Source organism: Tessaracoccus sp. MC1865, assembly GCF_017815535.1.
Classification (GTDB): domain Bacteria; phylum Actinomycetota; class Actinomycetes; order Propionibacteriales; family Propionibacteriaceae; genus Arachnia.
Map to the genome: position 1 here is coordinate 87,044 of NZ_CP072596.1, position 19,260 is coordinate 106,303.

The window sequence follows — 19,260 nt, forward strand, 5'->3', positions numbered from 1 at the left end:
AAGGACTGAAGACACATGACTGACAAGTACGTACTTGCCATCGACCAGGGCACGACGAGTTCCCGCGCCATCGTTTTCGACCACAAGGGCACCATCGTGTCGGTCGGCCAGAAGGAACACGAGCAGATCTTCCCCCGCGCCGGCTGGGTCGAGCACGACCCGCAGGAGATCTGGCGCAACGTGCGCTCCGTCGTGGCGGATGCACTCAGCCAGGCTGAGCTGAACCAGGGCGACATCGCAGCAGTCGGTATCACCAACCAGCGCGAGACCACCGTCGTGTGGGACAAGAACACCGGCGAACCGGCCTACAACGCCATCGTGTGGCAGGACACGCGCACCGCGAAGATCGTCGACGAACTGGGCGGCGCCGAAGGTCAGAACAAGTACAAGGCCCGCGTCGGCCTGCCGCTTGCCACCTACTTCTGTGGCCCCAAGGTCAAGTGGATCCTCGACAATGTCGACGGCGCCCGCGAACGGGCCGAAGCCGGTGACCTGATCATGGGCACCATGGACTCCTGGGTGCTGTGGAACATGACCGGCGGCACCGACGGCGGCGTACACGTCACGGACGTCACCAACGCCTCCCGCACCATGCTGATGGACCTCAAGACCCTCAGCTGGGACGAGGACATCGCGGCCGACATGACCATTCCCATGTCGATGCTGCCCGAGATCCGCAGCTCCGCAGAGGTCTACGGCGAGGGTCGCGGCAAGGGCATGCTGGCCGGCGTGCCGATCGCCGGCATCCTGGGCGACCAGCAGGCCGCCACGTTCGGCCAGGCCTGCTTCGAGGTCGGCATGGCCAAGAACACCTACGGCACCGGCAACTTCATGCTGATCAACACAGGCACCGAGGTCGTCCCGTCGGAGAACGGCCTGTTGACCACCGTCTGCTACAAGATCGGCGACAACGACGCCATCTACGCGCTCGAGGGCTCTATCGCCGTGACCGGCTCGCTGGTGCAGTGGCTGCGCGACAACCTGGGCATGATCTCCTCGGCTCCTGAGATCGAGAAGCTGGCCGCCACGGTTGAAGACAACGGTGGCGCGTACTTCGTGCCGGCGTTCTCCGGCCTGTTCGCCCCGTACTGGAAGTCCGACGCCCGCGGCGCGCTCGTCGGCCTCACCCGCTACGTGAACAAGGGCCACATCGCCCGCGCCGTCCTGGAGGCCACCGCCTACCAGACACGCGAGGTGCTCGACGCCATGGAAGCAGACTCGGGCGTGAAGCTCGCTGAGCTCAAGGTCGACGGCGGCATGACCGCCAACGAGACCCTCATGCAGTTCCAGGCCGACATGCTCGGTGTCGACGTGGTGCGCCCCGTCGTCGCAGAGACCACGGCCCTCGGCGCGGCCTACGCGGCCGGGATCGCCGTCGGTTACTGGGAGGGCGAGCAGGACGTCATCGACAACTGGGCCGAGGACAAGCGCTGGACCCCGTCGATGGACGAAGCCGAGCGTGATCGCAAGTTCCGCCTGTGGAAGAAGGCCGTGACCCGCACGTTCGAGTGGGTCGACGAAGACGTGAAGGAGTGATCCTTCCGGCTGTGCTTTCATAGCTGGTTCCCGCTGCGCCGCAGGGCCTCCGTCAAGGAGGCCCTGCGGTTCTGCGTTTCGCCAGCTCCCGGCGCGAGGCACACTTAAGTTGTGCACCAAGTCCGCTGCACAACTTCACTCTGCCCCCTCGGGAAGTAGCCTTGGCGCATGGCTGAGCCGGTGATCCTCAAGATCGATGGACCCTACGGCGAGCGGGAGCTGAAACTCTCTTCGCCAGACAAGGTGCTGTGGCCCGACGACGGGGCAGGCGCCGTGACCAAGCGCGGCCTCGCCGACTACCTGCTGGCCGTCTCCGACGCCTTCCTGCACCTGAACGGGCGCCGGCCGATGACGCTGCAGCGGTTCCCAGAGGGCATCGAGGGCGAGGAGTTCTTCTCCAAGCGGCCGCCGCGCGGTGCGCCCTACTTCCTCCGCACCGTCATGTGCACCTACCCGTCGGGCCGACGGCACGAGCAGCTGGTCTTCGACGAGCCGGCGGACCTCGCCTGGGCCGCGCAGATGGGCACCATCACGTTCCACCCCTGGCCGGTGCGTGAGGACGACGTGGACAAGCCCGACGAGCTGCGCATCGACCTCGACCCCCAGCCCGGCACCGACTTCAAGGACGCCGTCAAGGCCGCCCACGCGCTGCGCGAAGTGATGGCCGAGGTGGGCCTCAAGGCCTACGCCAAGACCTCCGGCAACCGCGGCGTGCACGTCTTCGCCCGCATCAGGCCCACCCACGAGTTCCAGCACGTGCGGCACGGCGTGATCGGCATTGCCCGCGAGTTGGAGCGTCGGATGCCGGACCTGGTCACCACCAGCTGGTGGAAGGAGGAGCGCGGCCAGCGCGTCTTCGTCGACTTCAACCAGGCCAACCGCGACCGCACCATCGCCGCCGCCTACTCTCCGCGCCCCCTCCCCGGTGCCCCTGTGTCGATGCCCGTGCGCTGGGAGGACCTCGACGACGTGGAGCCGCACCAGTTCACCGTCCACACGGCGCCGGGCATCGTGGCGGAGCGCGGCTGCGCCTGGGCCGACATCGACGACGAGGCGGGCACCATCGACGGCGCCCTGGCCCTGTGGGAGAAGGACCTCGAGCGCGGCCTGGGCGAGCTCAACTTCCCGCCCGACTACCCCAAGATGCCCGGGGAGCCGCCTCGGGTGCCGCCGTCGAAGCGCCGCGAGGACAAGACCGACGACGACTACCTCGCGCCCAAGGCCGAGCGCGACGCCGAGTGGGGCACCGCCGTCGTGCCGCCGTTCGGGCCGATGCTGGCCAAGCCGGTGAAGAAGCTGCCGAAGGGCGAGTACCTGTTCGAGCCCAAGTGGGACGGCTTCCGCTCGATCATCTGGCGCTCCGGCGACAACGTGGAGATCGGCAGCCGCAACGAGCGCCCGATGACCCGATACTTCCCTGAGCTGGTCGGGGCCATCATCGACAACTTCCCGGACCACTCGGTGATCGACGGTGAAATCATCATGATCGACCCCGAGACCGGGGACCGCCTCAACTTTGACGCCCTGCAGCAGCGCATCCACCCAGCCGCCTCGCGCATCGAGAAGCTGTCGAAGCTCATGCCCGCCAGCTTCGTCGCGTTCGACGTGCTGGCCCTCGGCATGGACAACTACACCGAGAAGCCGTTCAAGGAGCGCCGCAAGGCGCTGGAGAAGGCGCTGAAGAAGGCGAAGCCGCCGATCTACCTGACCCAGGCCACCAGCGACGAGCCGACCGCGATGGAGTGGTTCGAACAGTTCGAGGGCGCAGGGCTCGACGGCGTGATCGCCAAGCCGTTGGACGAGGTGTACCAGGAGGACAAGCGCGTCCTGTACAAGCTCAAGCATGAGCGCACGGCCGACTGTGTCGTGGCCGGCTACCGCCTCTACAAGGGCGAGACCGAGGCGATCGGTTCGTTGCTGCTGGGCCTGTACACCGACGACGGGACGCTCAACTCGGTGGGCGTGATCGGGTCGTTCCCGATGGAACGGCGGCGCGAGCTGTTCGCGGAAATCCAGACCCTCGTCGACGAATCCGATGCGCACCCATGGGCGGAGATCGCCGCGGCGCAGCGCACGCCGACCTCTGCGCAGCATTCGCGGTGGAACGCGAAGAAGGACCTGTCGTTCGTGCCCCTGCGGCCGGAGCGGGTGGTGGAGGTGAAGTACGACCACATGGAGGGGAACCGGTTCAGGCACACGGCGCAGTTCGTGCGGTGGCGCGACGACCGGGAGCCGGAGTCGTGCACCTACGACCAGCTCGAGGAACCGCTCAGCTACGACCTGGACAAGGTGCTCGGGGCCGGCTGACCTGCCCGGTTACTGCAGCGTGACCTCGGCTACCTCAGCGCGGAACCCGCCCTCGACGGCCGGCAATTCAGTGAAGTACACCAGCACCCACTGGCTCTCCACAGGCTCCGTGAGGGTGACGGTGGCCGTGCCGTTGGCGGCTGGGTCTGCCCCGACGATCTCCCAGTCGGCCTCGGTGCGCATCGATGGGGTCTCGCCCTTCGGCACCCGGATCTCCACCGAGGTGGCGCCCACCAGCGTGAGGGTGACGCTGCTCACCGTGCGCGGCTCGCCCAGGTCCAGCAGCAGGCCCACGCCGGGCTTCAGCCCCCCGAGCTTGGGGTTGCGGAGGTAGCGCATGGTCTGCCAGGTGGTGGCCGGGTCCCCGTCGACGACATTGGCGGCCCGGTCCGGCACTTCCTCGTTGTTGCCGCCGTCGGTCTCCGGGTCGAAGTCGGTCACCTCTGCCACGGTGATGGGCCCGGACGCGACCGTGCTCTCCCCGTTGCCGGGTGTCGTCTCGCCGGGCGAGACGGGAATGGCGCTGGTCCCGCCGGGGGTGGTGGGGTTCGCCGGCTGCGGATCGTTGCCGCCGAAGAGGCTGAAGACCAGTGCGATGGCGAGCCCGATGACGGCCAGCGCCAGCAGGATCCACCAGAGGCGACCGTTGCGGCCGGGGCGTGCGCCCTCCCTGACGGGCGCCTCGTCCTGGCGCGACTCCCGGCCGAAGCCGAAGAGCGGGTCGTCGTCCGAGGCGGCCGGGAGCGTCACGGTGGGGGGCGCGGCCACGGCGTCGTCGGAGCGGCGGATGACCTCCGTCTCGCGGAACAGGGCGGGGCGGGGCGGGGCGTCGTCGAGGCCGTGCCACGAGCGCACCCGCTGCTCCAGGTCCAGGGACGCGTCCGCGTTGCCGAGCACCTCGTCGAGGGCGGCGACGAGCTGGGAGGCGCTGAGGATGCGCGGGACGCTCAGGTCGCCGCGCTCCGTGAGCGTGGCGGAGCAGATCCGGTCGAGGGCGGGCGAAATGCCCACCTGCACCGTGTGGGCGGGTGCGGTCTCGCCGGCGATGATGGGGGCCGCCGGCAGGTCCCAGGCAGCGCCGCCAGGCCAGTGGCGCACCAGGGTGGCGTACAGCAGGCTGCCGAGCGCGACGACGTCGGCCCGCTCCCGGGTGGACCAGGCCGTGTCCTCCGCGTCGCCGCGGGCCAGCGTGGCCTCGATCCCGAAGCCCACCAGCCGCACCGCGCCGGAGGTGGTGATGATGACGTTGTCCGGGGTGATCTGCTCGTGGAACAGGCCCTGCGCATGCACGCCGACCAGCGCATCTGCCAGTTCGCGAACGATGTAGGCGGCCTCGATGGCGCTCAGCGGGCCCTTCGATAGCAGGTCCGTCAGCGAGCGCCCCAAGGCGTACTCGGCCACCACGTATGCGCCGATGCCCTGGTCGCGGTCCACCGTCTCGTCGGCGTCGAGCACGCGCAGGAAGCGCGAATCGGTGGCGGCGGCGCCCTTGCGCGCGGCCCGGAGCAACTCGGGGCTGCGGGGGTCGCCGGGGGCGAGCACGTGCACGACGACATCGCGCGACAGCACCTGGTCGTGCGCCCGCCACGTCTCGGCGCCATGCCGCTCGGCGAGTTGCTGGACGAGCTCGTAGCGCGTGTTGAGCAGCGTGCCGACGCTGGCGATCTGCCCCCGCTGCTCCTCGCGGAAGAGGCCCTCCAGGTCCAGCGGACCGGTGGGGTCGTCGTCGATGTCGGGTTCGGGCCGACGGTCCATGGCGATGTCCTCATCTTCAGCTCCGGCGGCGACCTCGTTGTCGACGGGCCAGGCGGGGTGGGCATCGAACGTGCGCTGCACGATCGGTGGACGGTTACGGATGATGGTGGGCGGCCCCGAGTCGAAGTCGAGCGGGCCGGTGATGGCGGTCATGACGAGCGCCTCGTCGTCGCGGTCGTCCCTGTCATCACGGTCGCCGCGCGGCGCGTCCGTGGCGGGCTGGGCCGCGGGGGTGGCTGGGCCGCGGCGGCCGAAGCGGCTGCTCAGCAGCGTGGAGAGGCTGGTCAGCTCGCGCACCTTCAGCAGCTTGCCGATGCCGACGAAGCTGCCGAGGATCAGCAGCCCGCCCAGCGCCAGCGCCACGACGTTGCCGACAAACTGGGAATCGATGGCGTTGGTCAGCCAGCCGGCCAGGAAGTAGGCCGGCACGCCGCCGACGGCCGAGGCCAGCAGCAGCCGGAGGATGTGCATCCCGATGGCCCCGCCGTCGATGCCCGGCACCCGCCGCTTCAGCAGCCGCCAGGACACCAGCACGCCGGCCAGGTAGGCGACCGAGTAGGCCAGCGCGAGCGCGGTGGCCACCCACGAGGACGGCTCGTCCATCCAGGCCTGCGCGGCTGAGACCAGGCCGATGGCGCCCGCCATGTTCAGCCCCGCGATGAGGACCTGCACGAGGAACGGGGTGCGGGTGTCCTCCAGCGCGTAGAAGGTGCGCAGCGTCACGAACTGGACGGTGAACGGGATGAGCCCGAGAGCGAAAGCCATCAGGGCCCAGGCCACCAGGTCTGAGCTGGAGCGGCCGGCGCCCTGCCCGAACAGGATCCCGGCGGTGGGCTGCGCCAGCGCGAGGAACACGACGGCGGCCGGGACGATCACGATCAGCGCGAGCCGCACCGTCTTCATGAACTCCTGGCTGACGCCGTCCGTGTCGCCTGAGGCCGCCAGGCGGGAGGCGCTGGGCAGCATGGCGGTGGCCAGCGACACCGTGATCAGCGAGTGGGGGAGGATCCACAGCAGGTGGGCGTTGGCGTAGGCGACGACGCCGGCGCCCTCGCCGGTGGCCGTGGCCGAGGTGGCGAGGCGTTGCACGACGACCAGCGCGAGCTGGTTCACGGCCACGAAGCCGATCGTCCACTTCGTGAGCGAGAAGGTGTGGCCGAGGCCGGTGCCCTTGAGGTCGAAGCGGGGCCTCAGCTTGAAGCCCACCTTCCTGACGTACGGCAGCAGCACGAGGGTCTGCACGGCGATCCCAGCCGTCGACCCGATGCCCAGCAGAAGGATCTGCGGTGTGGTGAACGCCTGGCTGTGGTCCTGCTGGTTGCCCCAGACCACCAGGTAGGTGCTGAGCACGACGATCGCCACCACGTTGTTGGCGATGGGGGCCCACATCATGGGACCGAACTTGTCGCGGGCGTTGAGGATCTGGCCCAGCAGGAAGAACGCGCCGTAGAAGAAGATCTGGGGCAGCGTCAGGAACATCAGCGCGATGAGGGAGCCGTACTGCGCCGCGAGTCCGGGGTCGCGCCAGGAGCCGGAGGTGTAGATCCGGGCGACGATCGGCGCACCGATGGTGACCAGCACCGCGACGGCGGTGATGATCAGCATGAACGCCGTCATGATGCGGTTGGTGTAGGCCTCCCCGCCGTCCTCGTCCTTCTTGATGGCGCGCACGATCTGCGGCACGAGCACCGTGTTGAGGGCGCCGCCGGCGAAGAGGATGTAGAGGGAGTTGGGCACCATGTCCGCGAGGCCGTAGATGTCGGCCTGACGGGTGGCGGTACCGAGGATGAACGCGAGCAGAGCGACGCGGACGACGCCCAGGACGCGCGAGATCAGAGTCCCCGACGCCATCACCGCACTCGCGGAGACCAACCTCTTCGTGCTGCTGACCTGACTCACTCGCTCCCCTTCGGCGGAAGGCCTTGATCCGCCCGCGCCCGTTCGCGGCGGACGGCGGCGATGCGCCACGCGGTGCCTCCCAGCACCACTGCACCCGATACGACGATGATGATCCAGCCGACGCGCCCAAGATCGGTGGCCGTGATTTCGATGGGCGGGCCCTCGGAGAGGAGCTGGCCCTCTGCGGTCACCAACCGGGGCCGCACCAGGGCGACTCCGTTGGCGGCGGCCTCCGGCGTGATCGTGATGGTGGCGGTGCCCCGTGCGGGCACCTCGACAGCCTTGACGCCCGGCACGCTGATGCGCTGCGGGGCGTCGGAACTGAACTCGACCCCGACGACGATGGGGATGTCCAGATCGTTGCTGAGCGTGGCGGGGAACTCGTTGACCCGCGCCCCCATCACGTAGTTGGCCGCGGCCCGCAGGGTGACGCGGGAGAGGTCCACCTCCGCCGGCGACGCGGCGTTGAGGTAGTCGACGGCGGCGGCCTCCGTCGGGAACCCCTTCGAGTAGACGGTGGCCCCCACGGCGGCCAGGTCGTAGGCCTCCGCGCTGGGGGTGAGGTCCGCCATCAGCGAGGCGTTGCCCGTCTGCTCGTCCAGCGCCGCCACCAGTTCCTGGTAGGCCGCCGGCGTCTGGGCGTCGGCCCAGCGCAGCGGCTCCGCGGGGGTGGTGGTGGCGGGGACGTGCTCGCGGTAGGGCGCGAGCTCGTTGTCGATGGCGGCGGCCTCCGGGGTGTCGATCACGTACAACGGCGGGCGGGGCGCGAGCAGTTCGTCGGCGATCTTGCGGGCCAGCTGCACGCCGGCTGGCAGGGCGGTGACCGCGCCCTGCGGGGCTGCGGTGAGCACGCGGGGCGGGCCGACGCTGGCGCCGGTGGCGTTGCGGATCACCACGGTGCTGAATTCGCCCAGTTTGCTGACCAGATCCGTGTTGGCGCCCTCGTCGAGGACGGCCACCGACGGCAGATCGAGGAGGTCCTGGGGCGTGGCCTCGCGCGCCCAGGCCAGCACACGCGGCAGCTGGCCGGTGGCGTCGACGCGGACCAGATCCGGGTTGGCGAACGGGAGGCGCCACAGACGACCGTCGTCGGCCAGGGCGTCGACCCGCTCGACCCAGCGCAGGGCCACCCCGTTGGCGGGTCGTGCCTCACCGGCGACGGTGTGCTCGGCGCTGAGCCACTGCACGGCCTGGTAGAGCGCCGGGTCCACGGCGCTGATGACGCCGGGTCGTTCGGCGGAGCTGAGGAGGGTCTCGAGGCGGCCGCTGAGCTGCTCCGTGAGCGAGTCGTCGAGGAACGTGCCGTCCGGCAGCCACGAGGGGGTGCCCGCCAACACCACGAGGGCGCTGGAGCCCACCGGCTGCTGCGTGGCCGGGGTGACGACCTGGGCGCGGCCGACCACCATGTTCTCGGCGTCGTCGGGGATGCCGCGCACCTGGACGCCCAGGAGGTAGACCGCCTCGTCGCGGCCGAGGGGGACCTGCGAGGGGCCCTCGGCGACGAGCTCGGCGACGGTGGCGCGGACGGTGAAGTTGGCGCGCTCGCCGGGGCCGAACGGCTCGTCGCGGGTCAGGATGTCGAGGTTTCCGGCGGCCTCTTCGAACAACCGGTTGCCGACGGGCAGGTTCGCGGTGATGGAGGTCAGCTCGTCGGTGGTGAGGATGGGCACCGGGGCGCGCCAGAAGTGCACGTTGACGTAGCGGATGGGGGTGGTGGAGACGTTCGTCAGCCGCCCCTGGATCTCGACGACCTGCTCGGGGTTGTCCAGATTGAGCGTGGGGGTGGAGATGGAGGTGATCTCCACATCGAGGTATTCGGAGGCTGCGTTCGCCGTCGACGGGGTGCCGACGAGGCCCATCGCCAACAGCATCGCTGCCAGCAGGGCACGCAGCAACCGACCGACCATCACCGTCTCATGGTAGACGGGCCGCGGGAAGATTGAGTTGCGCGCGCTCCCGGAGGGCGGATCCGGCGCGGCCCTCGACGTGCGCGGCGGCGGACGCCAGGGCGTGCCGCAGCCACTGCCTCGGCTCATCCGAGGCGAGCCGGCCCCAGGCGAGGCCGGCCACGAAGGAGTCGCCTGCCATCACGGACTGGATGGCTCGCTCGACGGGCAGTGAGCCGTACTCCGCGACTCCGTGAGGATCCGGGACATAGGCCACCCCGCGCGCCCCCAGCGACACCATCGGTAACCGAACCCCCGCGCGGCGGAGGACCTCCAACGCGACGGCGACCCGGTCCTCCTGCGGTGCGGCCGCGACCTCCGGGATGGCCAGGATCTCGTCGTCGTTGGGCTTGAAGGCCAGCAAGCCTGGCACGTCGAGAGCGGCGACGAGGGCGTCCTTCTGCGCATCGACCACCACCTCCGCGCCGCGTTCCAGCACCGAGCGGGCCAGGTCTGCCCACGTCGTGGCGGGCAGGCCGGTGGGGGTGGATCCGTTGAGGGTGACGATGTCGCCCGGCTGCACATCCGCCAGCAGGGCGTCGACGAGGGGGCGGACGTCGGCCGGCCCGGAGAGGGTGAAGCCCTGCGCGACGAAGTGTGCCGCCACCTTCTCGCCCGCGGCGTCGATGAGGGTGAGGTTGTGCCTGGTCGCGCCCGGCACGGTGACGAGCCGGTGCGCGATCCCCTCCGCCGTGAGCCGGCCCGAGTAGTCCTTCTCGTCATCGGTCCCGACGAGGGCGTAGGCGACCGTGGGTACGCCCAACGCGACGGCGGCCCGGGCGCAGCTGATGCCCTTCCCGGAGCAGACGCTGCTGAAGGCGTCCATCGGGGAGACGCCGCCCCAGACGGTGTCGCCGACGGTGAAGTAGTCGTCGTAGCCCGTGTTGAGGGTGACAGTGCGCAGAGTCCGCATGCCCTCAACCTACTCACGCCACCATGTCGGCGTCGCAGGATTGCCTGCGTCGCCTGTCAGGCCGGCGGTGGGGGCAGGGCAATTGTCGGTCGTCGTAGAGTTCAGCTGTGCGCAGCATCATTCGGATCATGGCTACGGCCAGGGAATTGTGGCCCCTCTACGTCAGCATCGTCCTGGGGGCCATCCTGGTGTCGGCCACCGCGCTGCTCACGCCGTTCGTGATCGGCCGGGCCACCGACACCGTCGTCAGCATCGCCTCGGGCGACGGCGGTAACTGGACGGACCTCATCTGGTACGCCGTCGTGCTGCTGGTGATCGCCCTGGCCAACTCGCTGCTGACCAACATCGCCGGCTACTTCGGCGACCAGATGTCGGTGAAGCTGCGCGCCATCCTGTCGGGTCGCTACTTCCACAAGCTCCTGCGCCTGCCGCAGCGCTACTACGACAACGAACTGACCGGCAAGATCGTCAGCCGGCTGAACCGGTCCATCACCTCGATCACCGACTTCCTGCAGACCTTCGCCAACAGCTTCTTCCCCACCGTCGTCACCTTGCTCGCGGTGCTGGTCATCACGGCGTTCTACTCGCCGTGGCTGTCGCTGCTGCTGATCATCATCTACCCGACGTTCGTGTGGCTGACCGCCATCACCTCGCGCCGGTGGATGGTGTGGGAGAAGCAGAAGAACGACCACTACGACATCGCCGGCGGCCGCTTCGCCGAGGTCATCGGCCAGATGCGCGTGGTCAAGTCCTTCGTCGCGGAGAAGCGCGAGCTCAAGGGGTTCAACGAGCACTACGACAACACGCTCACCCTCACGAGGTCCCAGTCGGCGTTCTGGCACCGGATGGACTTCTGGCGCCGGGCGGCGCTCGACCTGGTGTTCTTCGGCGTCTACGCCATCATCTTCGTGCAGGCGGCGCGCGGCGACTACACCGTGGGCGCGATGGTGCTGCTCATCCAGCTCACCGCCATGGCCCGCCAGCCCGTCACCTCCATGAGCTACTGGGTGGACCTCACCCAGCGCGCCGTGGTCGGGAGCGAGGAGTACTTCAACGTGATGGCGGAGATCGATGAGCCCAACAACGCGCTGGAGGCGGAACCCACCGCGGAGGTGAAGTGGACCGACGAGGACCCGGTCATCGCGTTCGACGACGTCGACTTCGGCTACGACGACGGTGACGGCGGCAGCGACAACCTGGTGCTGCGCGGCATCGACCTGGCCGTCAACCGCGGGGAACGCGTGGCCTTCGTCGGCGAATCCGGCGGCGGCAAGACCACGCTGGTCAACCTCATCATGAAGCTGTACCCGGCCACCCGGGGCGAGATCCGGGTGCATGGCCAGTCCGTCCGCGACGTGCCGACGGTGGCGCTGCGCAAGGCGATCGGCGTGGTCTTCCAGGACGCGAACCTGTTCAGCGGCACCATCCGCGAGAACATGGAGTACGGCCGCCCCGGAGCCACCGACCAGGAACTCACCGTCGCGGCGCAGCGGGCCAACGCGCTGGATTTCATCTCCCGCCTGCCCAACGGTTTCGACACCGAGATCGGCGAGCGGGGCATCAAGCTGTCCGGCGGCCAGAAGCAGCGGCTGTCCGTGGCGCGGGCGCTGCTGAAGGACGCCCCCATCCTGATCCTCGACGAGGCCACCAGCTCGCTCGACACCAAGGCCGAGCGGGCCGTCCAGGCCGGGCTCGAGCAACTCATGGTGGGCAGGACCACGCTGATCATCGCGCACCGCCTCTCCACCATCGCGTCGGTGGACCGCATCGTGACGCTCCGCGAGGGTCGCATCGACGAGGTGGGCTCTCCCGCCGAGCTGGCGCGCTCCGGCGGCATCTACGCAGAGCTCCTGGCGCTGCAGGGCTCGGAGAACAAGGCGGACAAGGCACGCCTGCTCGCGTACGAGATCACGCAGTAAAACGCACCGGCGACTTCTGACTCAGCCCGTGGCGCCGGACCTGTCCAGCAGCGCGTCGATGTCGCGGATCACGATGCCCCGGCGGCCGTGGAGGCCGAGCACGCCGTCGTCGACGAGCTTGCGCAACTGACGGCTGAGCGTCTCCGGAGTGGTACCCAGGTGCGAGGCCACGTCCTTCTTGGCCATCGGCAGTTCCACCTCTGCCCCCTCCGGAGTGGAGGTGGAGGGCAGATCCAGCAGGTAGCTGGCCAGGCGCGCGCCGACGTCGGTGCCGCTCATGGCGGCCAGCATGCGCTCGGCGTTGGCCAGCCGCTCCGACTGGACCTGCAACATCCGCACGGCGATGCCGGGATAGCGGGCCACCAGGGCGGCGAGGTCGTCGTGGTCGAAGGTGCACATCGACGCCTCGGTGTCGGCGTAGGCGTAGTGGGTGGGGCGACGGCCCAGAACGAAGGCGTCCTCCCCGAGCACGTCCCCCACGCTGAGCACCCGCACGACGTGTTCGCGGCCGCCCTCCGACAGGTGCACCACCCGGACCCGGCCGGAATGCACCACGAAGAGTCGCCGGCTGCGGTCCCCGGCGGCCACCACCTGGTCGCCGGCGTCGAAGTGGAGCGGTCGGGCGAACCCCGCCACCTCCAGCTGCTGGGTGTGGTCGAGGCCCTTGAAGATCGGCACGAGGGAAACGCAGGTATCGCCGGTTGACATGGCTCAAGTATGCACCTGCTCGGTCCGTTCCTGCTTGACGTAGGTCAAGGACTCGGTGGCGGTTCCGGCGTAGCTTCGACTCATCGGCAACAACGCCGGAATGAATAGAAGGAACCGACATGACCACGCAGACCACCACCCGCACCATCCTCCGCGCCGAGGGCTTCAGCTGCCCCTCCTGCGTCGCCAAGATCGAGAAGGCCGTCGGCCAGCTCCCCGGCGTCGCCCGAGTGAAGGTCCACTTCGCCTCCTCGCGGATCGAGGTCGACCACGACGTCGAGGCCACCAGCGTCGACGACCTGGTCGCCGCCGTCGCCAAGGTTGGCTACACCGCCCGTCCGTCGGCTTTCTGAGGGGTTAGGTAGCCATGCATGCCCGTCTTCATCGCTGGGCGATCCCCGCCGTTTCCGGCGCCCTGATCGTCGTCGCACTGGTCCTCGGCCAGGTCGCTCCGTCCGCCGGCGAGTACTTCATGCTCGCCGCGGCGGTGGTGGCCGGCGCCCCCGTCGTCAAGAAGGCCTGGCTCGCCCTGCGGGTCAAGGTCATCGGCATCGACCTGCTGGTGGCCGTCGCGGCCATCGGCGCGATCGCCATCGCCAACTACTGGGAGGCCGCAGCCGTCACGTTCCTCTTCGCGTTGGGTCACGCCCTCGAGAACGCCACCCTCGCCAAGACCCGCTCCGCGCTGGCCGAACTCGTCGCGCTGGCACCCACCACCGCCACGGTGATCCGCGACGGCGAGCAGGTCGAGGTGCCCGCCCATACCGTCGAAGTCGGTGAAACGGTCATCGTCAAGAACGGTGGGCGGGTACCCGTCGACGCCGACGTGGTCAGCGGCCAGGCCGCCGTCGACGAGGCCGCCATCACCGGCGAGTCCATCCCGGTCGAGAAGTCGGCCGGCTCAGAGGTGTACGCCGGCACCATCGTCGCCGACGGCTTCCTCACCCTCAGCGCCACCGGCGTGGGCGCCGACACCACCCTGGCCCGCATCGTCCACCGCGTCGAGGAGGCTCAGGACGCCAAGGCCCGCACCCAGCAGTTCATGGAGCGGTTCTCCAAGTGGTACACCCCCGGCATCATCGCGCTGGCCGTCGTCGTGGGGCTCCTCACGATGGACCTCGAACTGGCGCTCACCCTGCTCGTCATCGGCTGCCCCGGCGCGCTGGTGATCTCCGTGCCCGTCGCCCTCGTGGCTGGCATCGGCCGCGCGGCCCGCGACGGCATCCTCATCAAGGGTGGCGAGTTCCTCGAGACCGCGGCCAAGATCGACGTGGTGGCGCTGGACAAGACCGGCACCATCACCCGCGGCGAGCCGCGGCTCACCGACATCATGAGCCGGACTCTCGGCGACGACGAGGTCCTCCGGTGGGCCGCTCAGGCCGAGGCAGGCTCCGAGCATCCCCTCGCCGTGCCCGTCCTCGACGAGGCCCGCGAGCGCGGGATCACCGTCCCTGCCGTCCCGGAGCACGTCCGCTCCGTGCCCGGCCACGGCGTGGTCGCGATGGTGCAGGGCCGCGAGGTCGCCGTCGGTAACGTCGCCCTCATCGAGAAGGCCCTCCGCTCCTCGCAGGCACCCGCAGGGCGCCAGTGGGCGGAGGCCGCAGTCGAGGAGTTGTCCGCGGCCGGCCGCACGCCGCTGCTGGTGGCTCTCGACGGTGACATCATCGGGGCACTCGGTGTCGCCGACACCGTCCGCGACGAAGCTGCCGAACTCGTCGCCTCCCTGCACGCCGCCGGCGTCAAGCGAGTCCTGATGCTCACCGGCGACAACCAGCGGGTCGCCGATTCCGTCGCCGCCCAGGTGGGGATCGACGACGCCCGCGCGTCGCTGCTGCCCGAGGACAAGCTGGAGGTCATCCGCCAGCTCCAGGCCGAGGGCCACACCGTGGCCATGGTGGGCGACGGCGTCAACGACGCCCCCGCGCTCGCGCTCGCGGACGTCGGCATCGCGATGGGTGCAGCCGGCTCGCCGGTGGCCGTGGAGACCGCCGACATCGCGCTGATGACCAGCCGCCTCAGCCGCATCCCGGACGCGATCTCGCTGGCCAAGCGCACGGCCGGGGTCATGCGGGCCAACATCGTGATCGCCCTGATCACGGTGGGCACCCTGCTGGCAGGCGTCCTGTTCGGTGGCGTCACCATGGCGATCGGCATGCTCGTCCACGAGGCCTCCGTGCTGGTGGTCATCGTCAACGCGATGCGCCTCCTGCGCCGCAGGACCAGCGCCTCGCAGCCCCGGCTGCGCCCCCGGGTGGGCGACCGGCAGCTCGCCACGGAGCGGAAGCCTGAGCTGGTTCGCTGAGGCTTCCTGTCGAACCTGTGCGGCGTCCTGCCGCACAGGTTCGATCTGCTTCTCCCCGAGCGGCCCACGCGTCGATAGCATCGATCGGCAACAGAGCTGAAGGGGATCCGCATGCCGTGGTTGGAGATCGTCGGGTGGCTGGGCTCCATCCTGGTGGTGTGGTCGCTGACGCTGGGCAGCGTGCTCCGGTTCCGCTGGATGAACCTCACCGGGTCCGTCATCGCCGCCGTCTACAACGGGATCATCGAGGTGTGGCCGTTCATGGCGATGAACGCCGTCATAGTGCTGATCAACATCTACTGGCTCAGCCGCCTCTACCGCGAGCGGCACGACGCCGCCGTCTACGAGGTGGTCCCGGTCAGCCCGGACGACGCGTACCTGGCGCGGGTGCTCAGCGTGCACGCCGACGACATCGCGGCCACCCACACGGGCTTCCGGCCCGAACTCCTCAACCGGGGGGACCGCCACGCCTGGTTGGTGGTGCGCGGCGACGAGACGGTCGGGGTCACCGTGGTGCGTGACGCCGGCAACGGTGAGGGCATCGTCGAACTGGACTGGGTCAGCCCCCGCTTCCGCGACTTCACCCCCGGCGAGTTCGTGCACCGTCGCTCCGGCATTTTCGAGGAACTCGGCCTGGAACGGGTGGTGGTGGAGCGACCGGAGAAGCACCTGACGGAGTACCTCAGCCGGGTGGGCTTCGCTCCCGAGGGCGACCGCTGGGTGCGCGCCGTGTGACACCGTTGCGCCACGCAACGATTTCGGACTGGAGTGGGCCGGGCGTACATTGGGCGGTTGTGACCAAACAGCCAACCCCCTTTGAATTCGCGACCATCCGGTGGGCATATTTCGGTCTCGTGGTCGGCATGTTCAGCGCCTCGATCTCGCAGACGATCGTCGGCCCCGCCATCCCGCGCATCGTCGCAGACCTCGGCGGCCTCGCCTGGTATTCGTGGCTCTCCACGATCGTGATGCTGGTCAGCGCCGTGGTCACCCCCATCTCGGGCAAGCTGTCCGACATCTTCGGCCGCCGTCGCTTCTACATCATCGGTCTGCTGCTGTTCATGCTCGGCTCCGTGCTCTCCGGCATGGCGTTCAGCTTCTGGTTCCTCATCGTCGCCCGCACCGTCCAGGGCATCGGCATGGGCATCCTCATGCCGCTGTCGCAGACCATCCTCGGCGTGCTGATCCCGCCGCGGCAACGCGGCAAGTACCAGGGCTACATGGGTGCGGTCATGGGCGCGTCGCAGGTGGCCGGCCCGCTGCTGGGCGGCTGGATCACCGACGTGTCGAGCTGGCGGTGGCTGTTCTACATCTCGATGCCCGTGGGCCTGCTCGCGCTGCTGATCATCCTGCGGCACCTGCACATCCCCGAGGAATCGGTGCGCGGGAAGATCGACCACGCGGGCATCTCCACCATGACCATCGGTGTGTCGGCGGCGCTGCTGGGCATCAGCCTGGGCGGGCAGAACGGCTGGGGGGAGCCGCAGGTCATCGTGCTGCTGTTGGTGGGTGTCGTCTTCAGCGTCGCGTTCGTCTGGGTGGAGCACCGGGCCGAAGAGCCCATCGTGCCGATGCACCTGTTCCGCAACAAGATCTTCACGTTCTCCACGGTGGGCGCGTTCTTCATGAACATGGCCATGATGGCGGTGCTGATCTACGTCCCGGTCTACGCCCAGGGCGTGCTGGAGGTCTCCGCCACGGAATCGGGCCTGATCCTGATCCCGATGAACGTGGTGCTGTTCGCCATGGGCATCGTCGTGGGTCAGCTCACCAGCCGCACCGGTCGCTACAAGGAGTTCGCCGTCGCCGGCGCCGTGGTGCAGGTGATCGGCGCGCTGTTGATGTTGCGGCTTGGCGAGGATTCCAGCCGTCTGGAACTGGTGGCCTCCACCGCGGTGCTGGGCTTCGGCTACGGCATGGCGTTCCAGATCTACGTGCTCGCGGTGCAGAACGCGGTGCAGCGGCGCGACCTGGGGGTGGCCACCTCCGCCCTCCAGTTCTTCCGCAACATCGGCAACACGCTGGGCACTGCCATCGCCGGCACCATCATGACCACGCACCTCATGAGCGGCATCGAGGAGCGCCTGACCCCCGAGTTGGAGGCGCGGGTGCCCACTGGCGGCCTCAACCCCAACGCGGTGCTGCATCCCGTTGACCTGCTCTACCTGCCTGAACCGCTGGCCGACCTCCTCCGCTCATCGCTGGGCGACGCCATGCAGGCGGTGTTCCTCATCCTGCCCGTGCTCACGCTGCTGTCGCTGGTGGGAACGATGTTCATCAAGGCCGTCCCCTTGCGCGACACGCTCGCCCAGCCGGAGGAGCGCGGACGCGAACTGCTCGACGCCACCGCCATGTCGGCACCGGACCAGGAGCGCGTGCGGCTCACGCCTGAGGACTCCCACGCCCGGAGCAAGGAGCGCATCCTGGGCGCCCACCTCGTGCTGCTCGCGGAACAGGTGCGCGACGACAACCCCATCCTCCGCGACGCCGTGGCCGAGTTCGGCGGCGGCGACCTGGGCAGGGGCCTGCAGATGCTGCGCTCCACCGGCACGATGCTGCTGACCGAGGACCCGGACCTGATCGACGAGCACGAGGCGTTCGCCGTCGAGATGTCGAAGCGTGGCCGCAGGGAGCGGATGCTGAGCGAGCAGATGACGGCGCGCCTCGACGCCGTGGCCGAGCTGGTGGCCCACCGTCCCACCGGGCACGTGACCCGGCCGCGGATCGACACGGCCGAGGGTATCGACGGGACCGGGTTGCGTCGGGCCGTGATGATGCTCGACAGTGCGCTGGTGGCCGACATTGCGACCCGCCGCTGGGAACGACCGTGAGCAATTGGATGGGGTCACGGCGCGACACGCCGGGAAATGCGGCCTGATCAGGCGGCGACCCCATCCAATTGCTCACGGATGGTCAGCGCGGCGACCCGCCCCGCCCGGGTGGCGCCGATCGTCGAGGCCGAAGGGCCGTAACCCACGAAGTGGATCCGGCCGTCGACGGCTGACGTGGTGAAGGTGTGCGGATCCCGTGGCGCGAGCAGTTCGATGCCGCCCTCCGGGGAGCGCAGCCGCAGCGGCGCCAGGTGGGCGATGCTGGGACGGAAGCCCGTGGCCCACAGCAGGACGTCGGCCGGCTGGAACGATCCGTCGGCGAAGCGCACGCCGTCGGGCTCGATGCGGGTGAACATCGGCCGACGGGCGGCGTAGACGCCCATGGCGGCCGCCTTCTGCTCCTGCGGACGCAACATCAGGCCCGTCACGCTGACCACCGATCTGGGCGGCAGACCCCGCTTGACGCGCTCCTCGACGAGCGCGACGGCCTCGCGCCCGGCGTCGGGATCGAACTCGGTGCTGCGCCAGACCGGCGGCCGACGGGTGACCCAGGTGAGGTCCGCCCGGCCCGCGAGCTCGCCGAGGAACTGCACGGCGGAGGCGCCGCCGCCGACGACGACCACCTTCTTGCCCGCCAGCGCGGCCGGCCCGGGGTAATGGGCGGTGTGGAACTGCTCGCCGCGGAAGGTGTCGGCACCGGGGTAGTACGGGATGAACGGCGTGTCCCAGGTGCCGGTGGCGTTGATCAGGGACCCGGCACGCCAGGTGCCGCGGGTGGTGTGGACCAACAGGTCGCGGGTGCCGGGGTCCGACTCCACGCGGCTGACGCGCACCGGGCGCTCGACCAGAAGGTTGAAGCGCCGCTCGTAGTCAGCGAAGTATTCGGGCACCTCGACGTTGGCCTGAGCTGCGCTGTCCCAGGCCGGCACGTCGGTGCCCGGGAGGTCCGCAACGCCGTGCACGTCGTGCATGGTGAGCGAGTCCCAACGGTGCTGCCAGGCGCCTCCGGGTGCCGGGTTGGCGTCGAGCACGACGAAGTCGATGCCCAGGCGTTGCAGGTGGTGGGCCGCTGACAGCCCTGCCTGTCCGGCTCCGATCACGACGGTGTCGACGTTCATGTCAGGTACAACAATACTTGAACATT

At 69.4% G+C, this 19,260-nt stretch carries 12 protein-coding genes; 7 read left to right on the forward strand and 5 right to left on the reverse strand.

Annotated elements, in window-relative coordinates:
* Positions 1-15 precede the first annotated feature (15 nt).
* Complete coding sequence (gene glpK / locus J7D54_RS00340) at positions 16-1,536, forward strand: glycerol kinase GlpK (protein WP_182763034.1); 1,521 nt, start codon at positions 16-18, stop codon at positions 1,534-1,536.
* Positions 1,537-1,704: 168 nt separating this feature from the next.
* A complete protein-coding gene (locus tag J7D54_RS14385) occupies positions 1,705-3,843 on the forward strand; it encodes an ATP-dependent DNA ligase (protein WP_182763033.1) in 2,139 nt (712 codons plus the stop codon).
* A 9-nt stretch (positions 3,844-3,852) separates the two neighbouring features.
* On the opposite strand, the gene murJ is transcribed toward J7D54_RS14385, so the two are convergent.
* The 3 genes from murJ to J7D54_RS00360 are packed head-to-tail and all read right to left on the reverse strand — an operon-like array spanning position 3,853 to position 10,356.
* On the reverse strand, positions 3,853-7,497 hold the full coding sequence (gene murJ / locus J7D54_RS00350; RefSeq protein WP_182763032.1) for a murein biosynthesis integral membrane protein MurJ: 3,645 nt from the start codon (positions 7,495-7,497) through the stop codon (positions 3,853-3,855).
* Positions 7,494-9,404 carry a DUF6049 family protein gene (locus J7D54_RS00355; RefSeq protein ID WP_245244261.1) on the reverse strand — a complete coding sequence of 637 codons (1,911 nt, stop codon included), beginning with the start codon at positions 9,402-9,404 and terminating at the stop codon, positions 7,494-7,496. The genes murJ and J7D54_RS00355 overlap by 4 nt, the downstream gene beginning before the upstream one ends.
* Positions 9,405-9,411: 7 nt before the next feature.
* Positions 9,412-10,356 carry a 1-phosphofructokinase family hexose kinase gene (locus tag J7D54_RS00360; protein ID WP_182763030.1) on the reverse strand — a complete coding sequence of 315 codons (945 nt, stop codon included), beginning with the start codon at positions 10,354-10,356 and terminating at the stop codon, positions 9,412-9,414.
* Between the two features lie 107 nt (positions 10,357-10,463).
* Here J7D54_RS00360 and J7D54_RS00365 point away from each other — a divergent pair, with 107 nt between their 5' ends.
* Entirely contained in the window at positions 10,464-12,275 is a 1,812-nt protein-coding gene (locus tag J7D54_RS00365) for an ABC transporter ATP-binding protein (RefSeq protein ID WP_182763029.1), read from the forward strand.
* Positions 12,276-12,296: 21 nt separating this feature from the next.
* On the opposite strand, the gene J7D54_RS00370 is transcribed toward J7D54_RS00365, so the two are convergent.
* A complete protein-coding gene (locus tag J7D54_RS00370; protein ID WP_182763028.1) occupies positions 12,297-12,983 on the reverse strand; it encodes a Crp/Fnr family transcriptional regulator in 687 nt (228 codons plus the stop codon).
* A 119-nt stretch (positions 12,984-13,102) separates the two neighbouring features.
* Here J7D54_RS00370 and J7D54_RS00375 point away from each other — a divergent pair, with 119 nt between their 5' ends.
* The 4 genes from J7D54_RS00375 to J7D54_RS00390 all read left to right on the forward strand — a co-directional run bounded on the left by J7D54_RS00375 (position 13,103) and on the right by J7D54_RS00390 (position 18,116).
* Entirely contained in the window at positions 13,103-13,336 is a 234-nt protein-coding gene (locus J7D54_RS00375) for a heavy-metal-associated domain-containing protein (protein ID WP_182763027.1), read from the forward strand.
* A 14-nt stretch (positions 13,337-13,350) separates the two neighbouring features.
* Positions 13,351-15,285, forward strand: a complete 1,935-nt coding sequence (locus J7D54_RS00380) for a cation-translocating P-type ATPase (RefSeq protein ID WP_182763026.1) — start codon at positions 13,351-13,353, stop codon at positions 15,283-15,285.
* 111 nt (positions 15,286-15,396) lie between these two features.
* The gene (locus J7D54_RS00385) at positions 15,397-16,020 is read left to right on the forward strand and encodes a hypothetical protein (protein ID WP_182763025.1); all 624 of its coding nucleotides are present in this window, start codon (positions 15,397-15,399) and stop codon (positions 16,018-16,020) included.
* A gap of 119 nt (positions 16,021-16,139) precedes the next feature.
* A complete protein-coding gene (locus J7D54_RS00390; protein WP_182763024.1) occupies positions 16,140-18,116 on the forward strand; it encodes an MDR family MFS transporter in 1,977 nt (658 codons plus the stop codon).
* Positions 18,117-18,163: 47 nt separating this feature from the next.
* Here the strand turns inward: J7D54_RS00390 and J7D54_RS00395 are convergent, their stop codons facing one another.
* Positions 18,164-19,234 carry an FAD-dependent oxidoreductase gene (locus J7D54_RS00395; protein WP_182763023.1) on the reverse strand — a complete coding sequence of 357 codons (1,071 nt, stop codon included), beginning with the start codon at positions 19,232-19,234 and terminating at the stop codon, positions 18,164-18,166.
* Between the last annotated feature and the right edge of the window lie 26 nt (positions 19,235-19,260).

Bases quoted from the DNA above. Each gene is read 5' to 3' on its own strand.
- J7D54_RS00355 (WP_245244261.1), bottom strand. From the start codon at position 9,404: ATGGTCGGTCGGTTGCTGCGTGCCCTGCTGGCAGCGATGCTGTTGGCG.
- glpK (WP_182763034.1), top strand. From the start codon at position 16: ATGACTGACAAGTACGTACTTGCCATCGACCAGGGCACGACGAGTTCC.
- J7D54_RS00370 (WP_182763028.1), bottom strand. From the start codon at position 12,983: ATGTCAACCGGCGATACCTGCGTTTCCCTCGTGCCGATCTTCAAGGGC.
- J7D54_RS00395 (WP_182763023.1), bottom strand. From the start codon at position 19,234: ATGAACGTCGACACCGTCGTGATCGGAGCCGGACAGGCAGGGCTGTCA.
- J7D54_RS00380 (WP_182763026.1), top strand. From the start codon at position 13,351: ATGCATGCCCGTCTTCATCGCTGGGCGATCCCCGCCGTTTCCGGCGCC.
- J7D54_RS14385 (WP_182763033.1), top strand. From the start codon at position 1,705: ATGGCTGAGCCGGTGATCCTCAAGATCGATGGACCCTACGGCGAGCGG.
- J7D54_RS00385 (WP_182763025.1), top strand. From the start codon at position 15,397: ATGCCGTGGTTGGAGATCGTCGGGTGGCTGGGCTCCATCCTGGTGGTG.
- J7D54_RS00375 (WP_182763027.1), top strand. From the start codon at position 13,103: ATGACCACGCAGACCACCACCCGCACCATCCTCCGCGCCGAGGGCTTC.
- J7D54_RS00360 (WP_182763030.1), bottom strand. From the start codon at position 10,356: ATGCGGACTCTGCGCACTGTCACCCTCAACACGGGCTACGACGACTAC.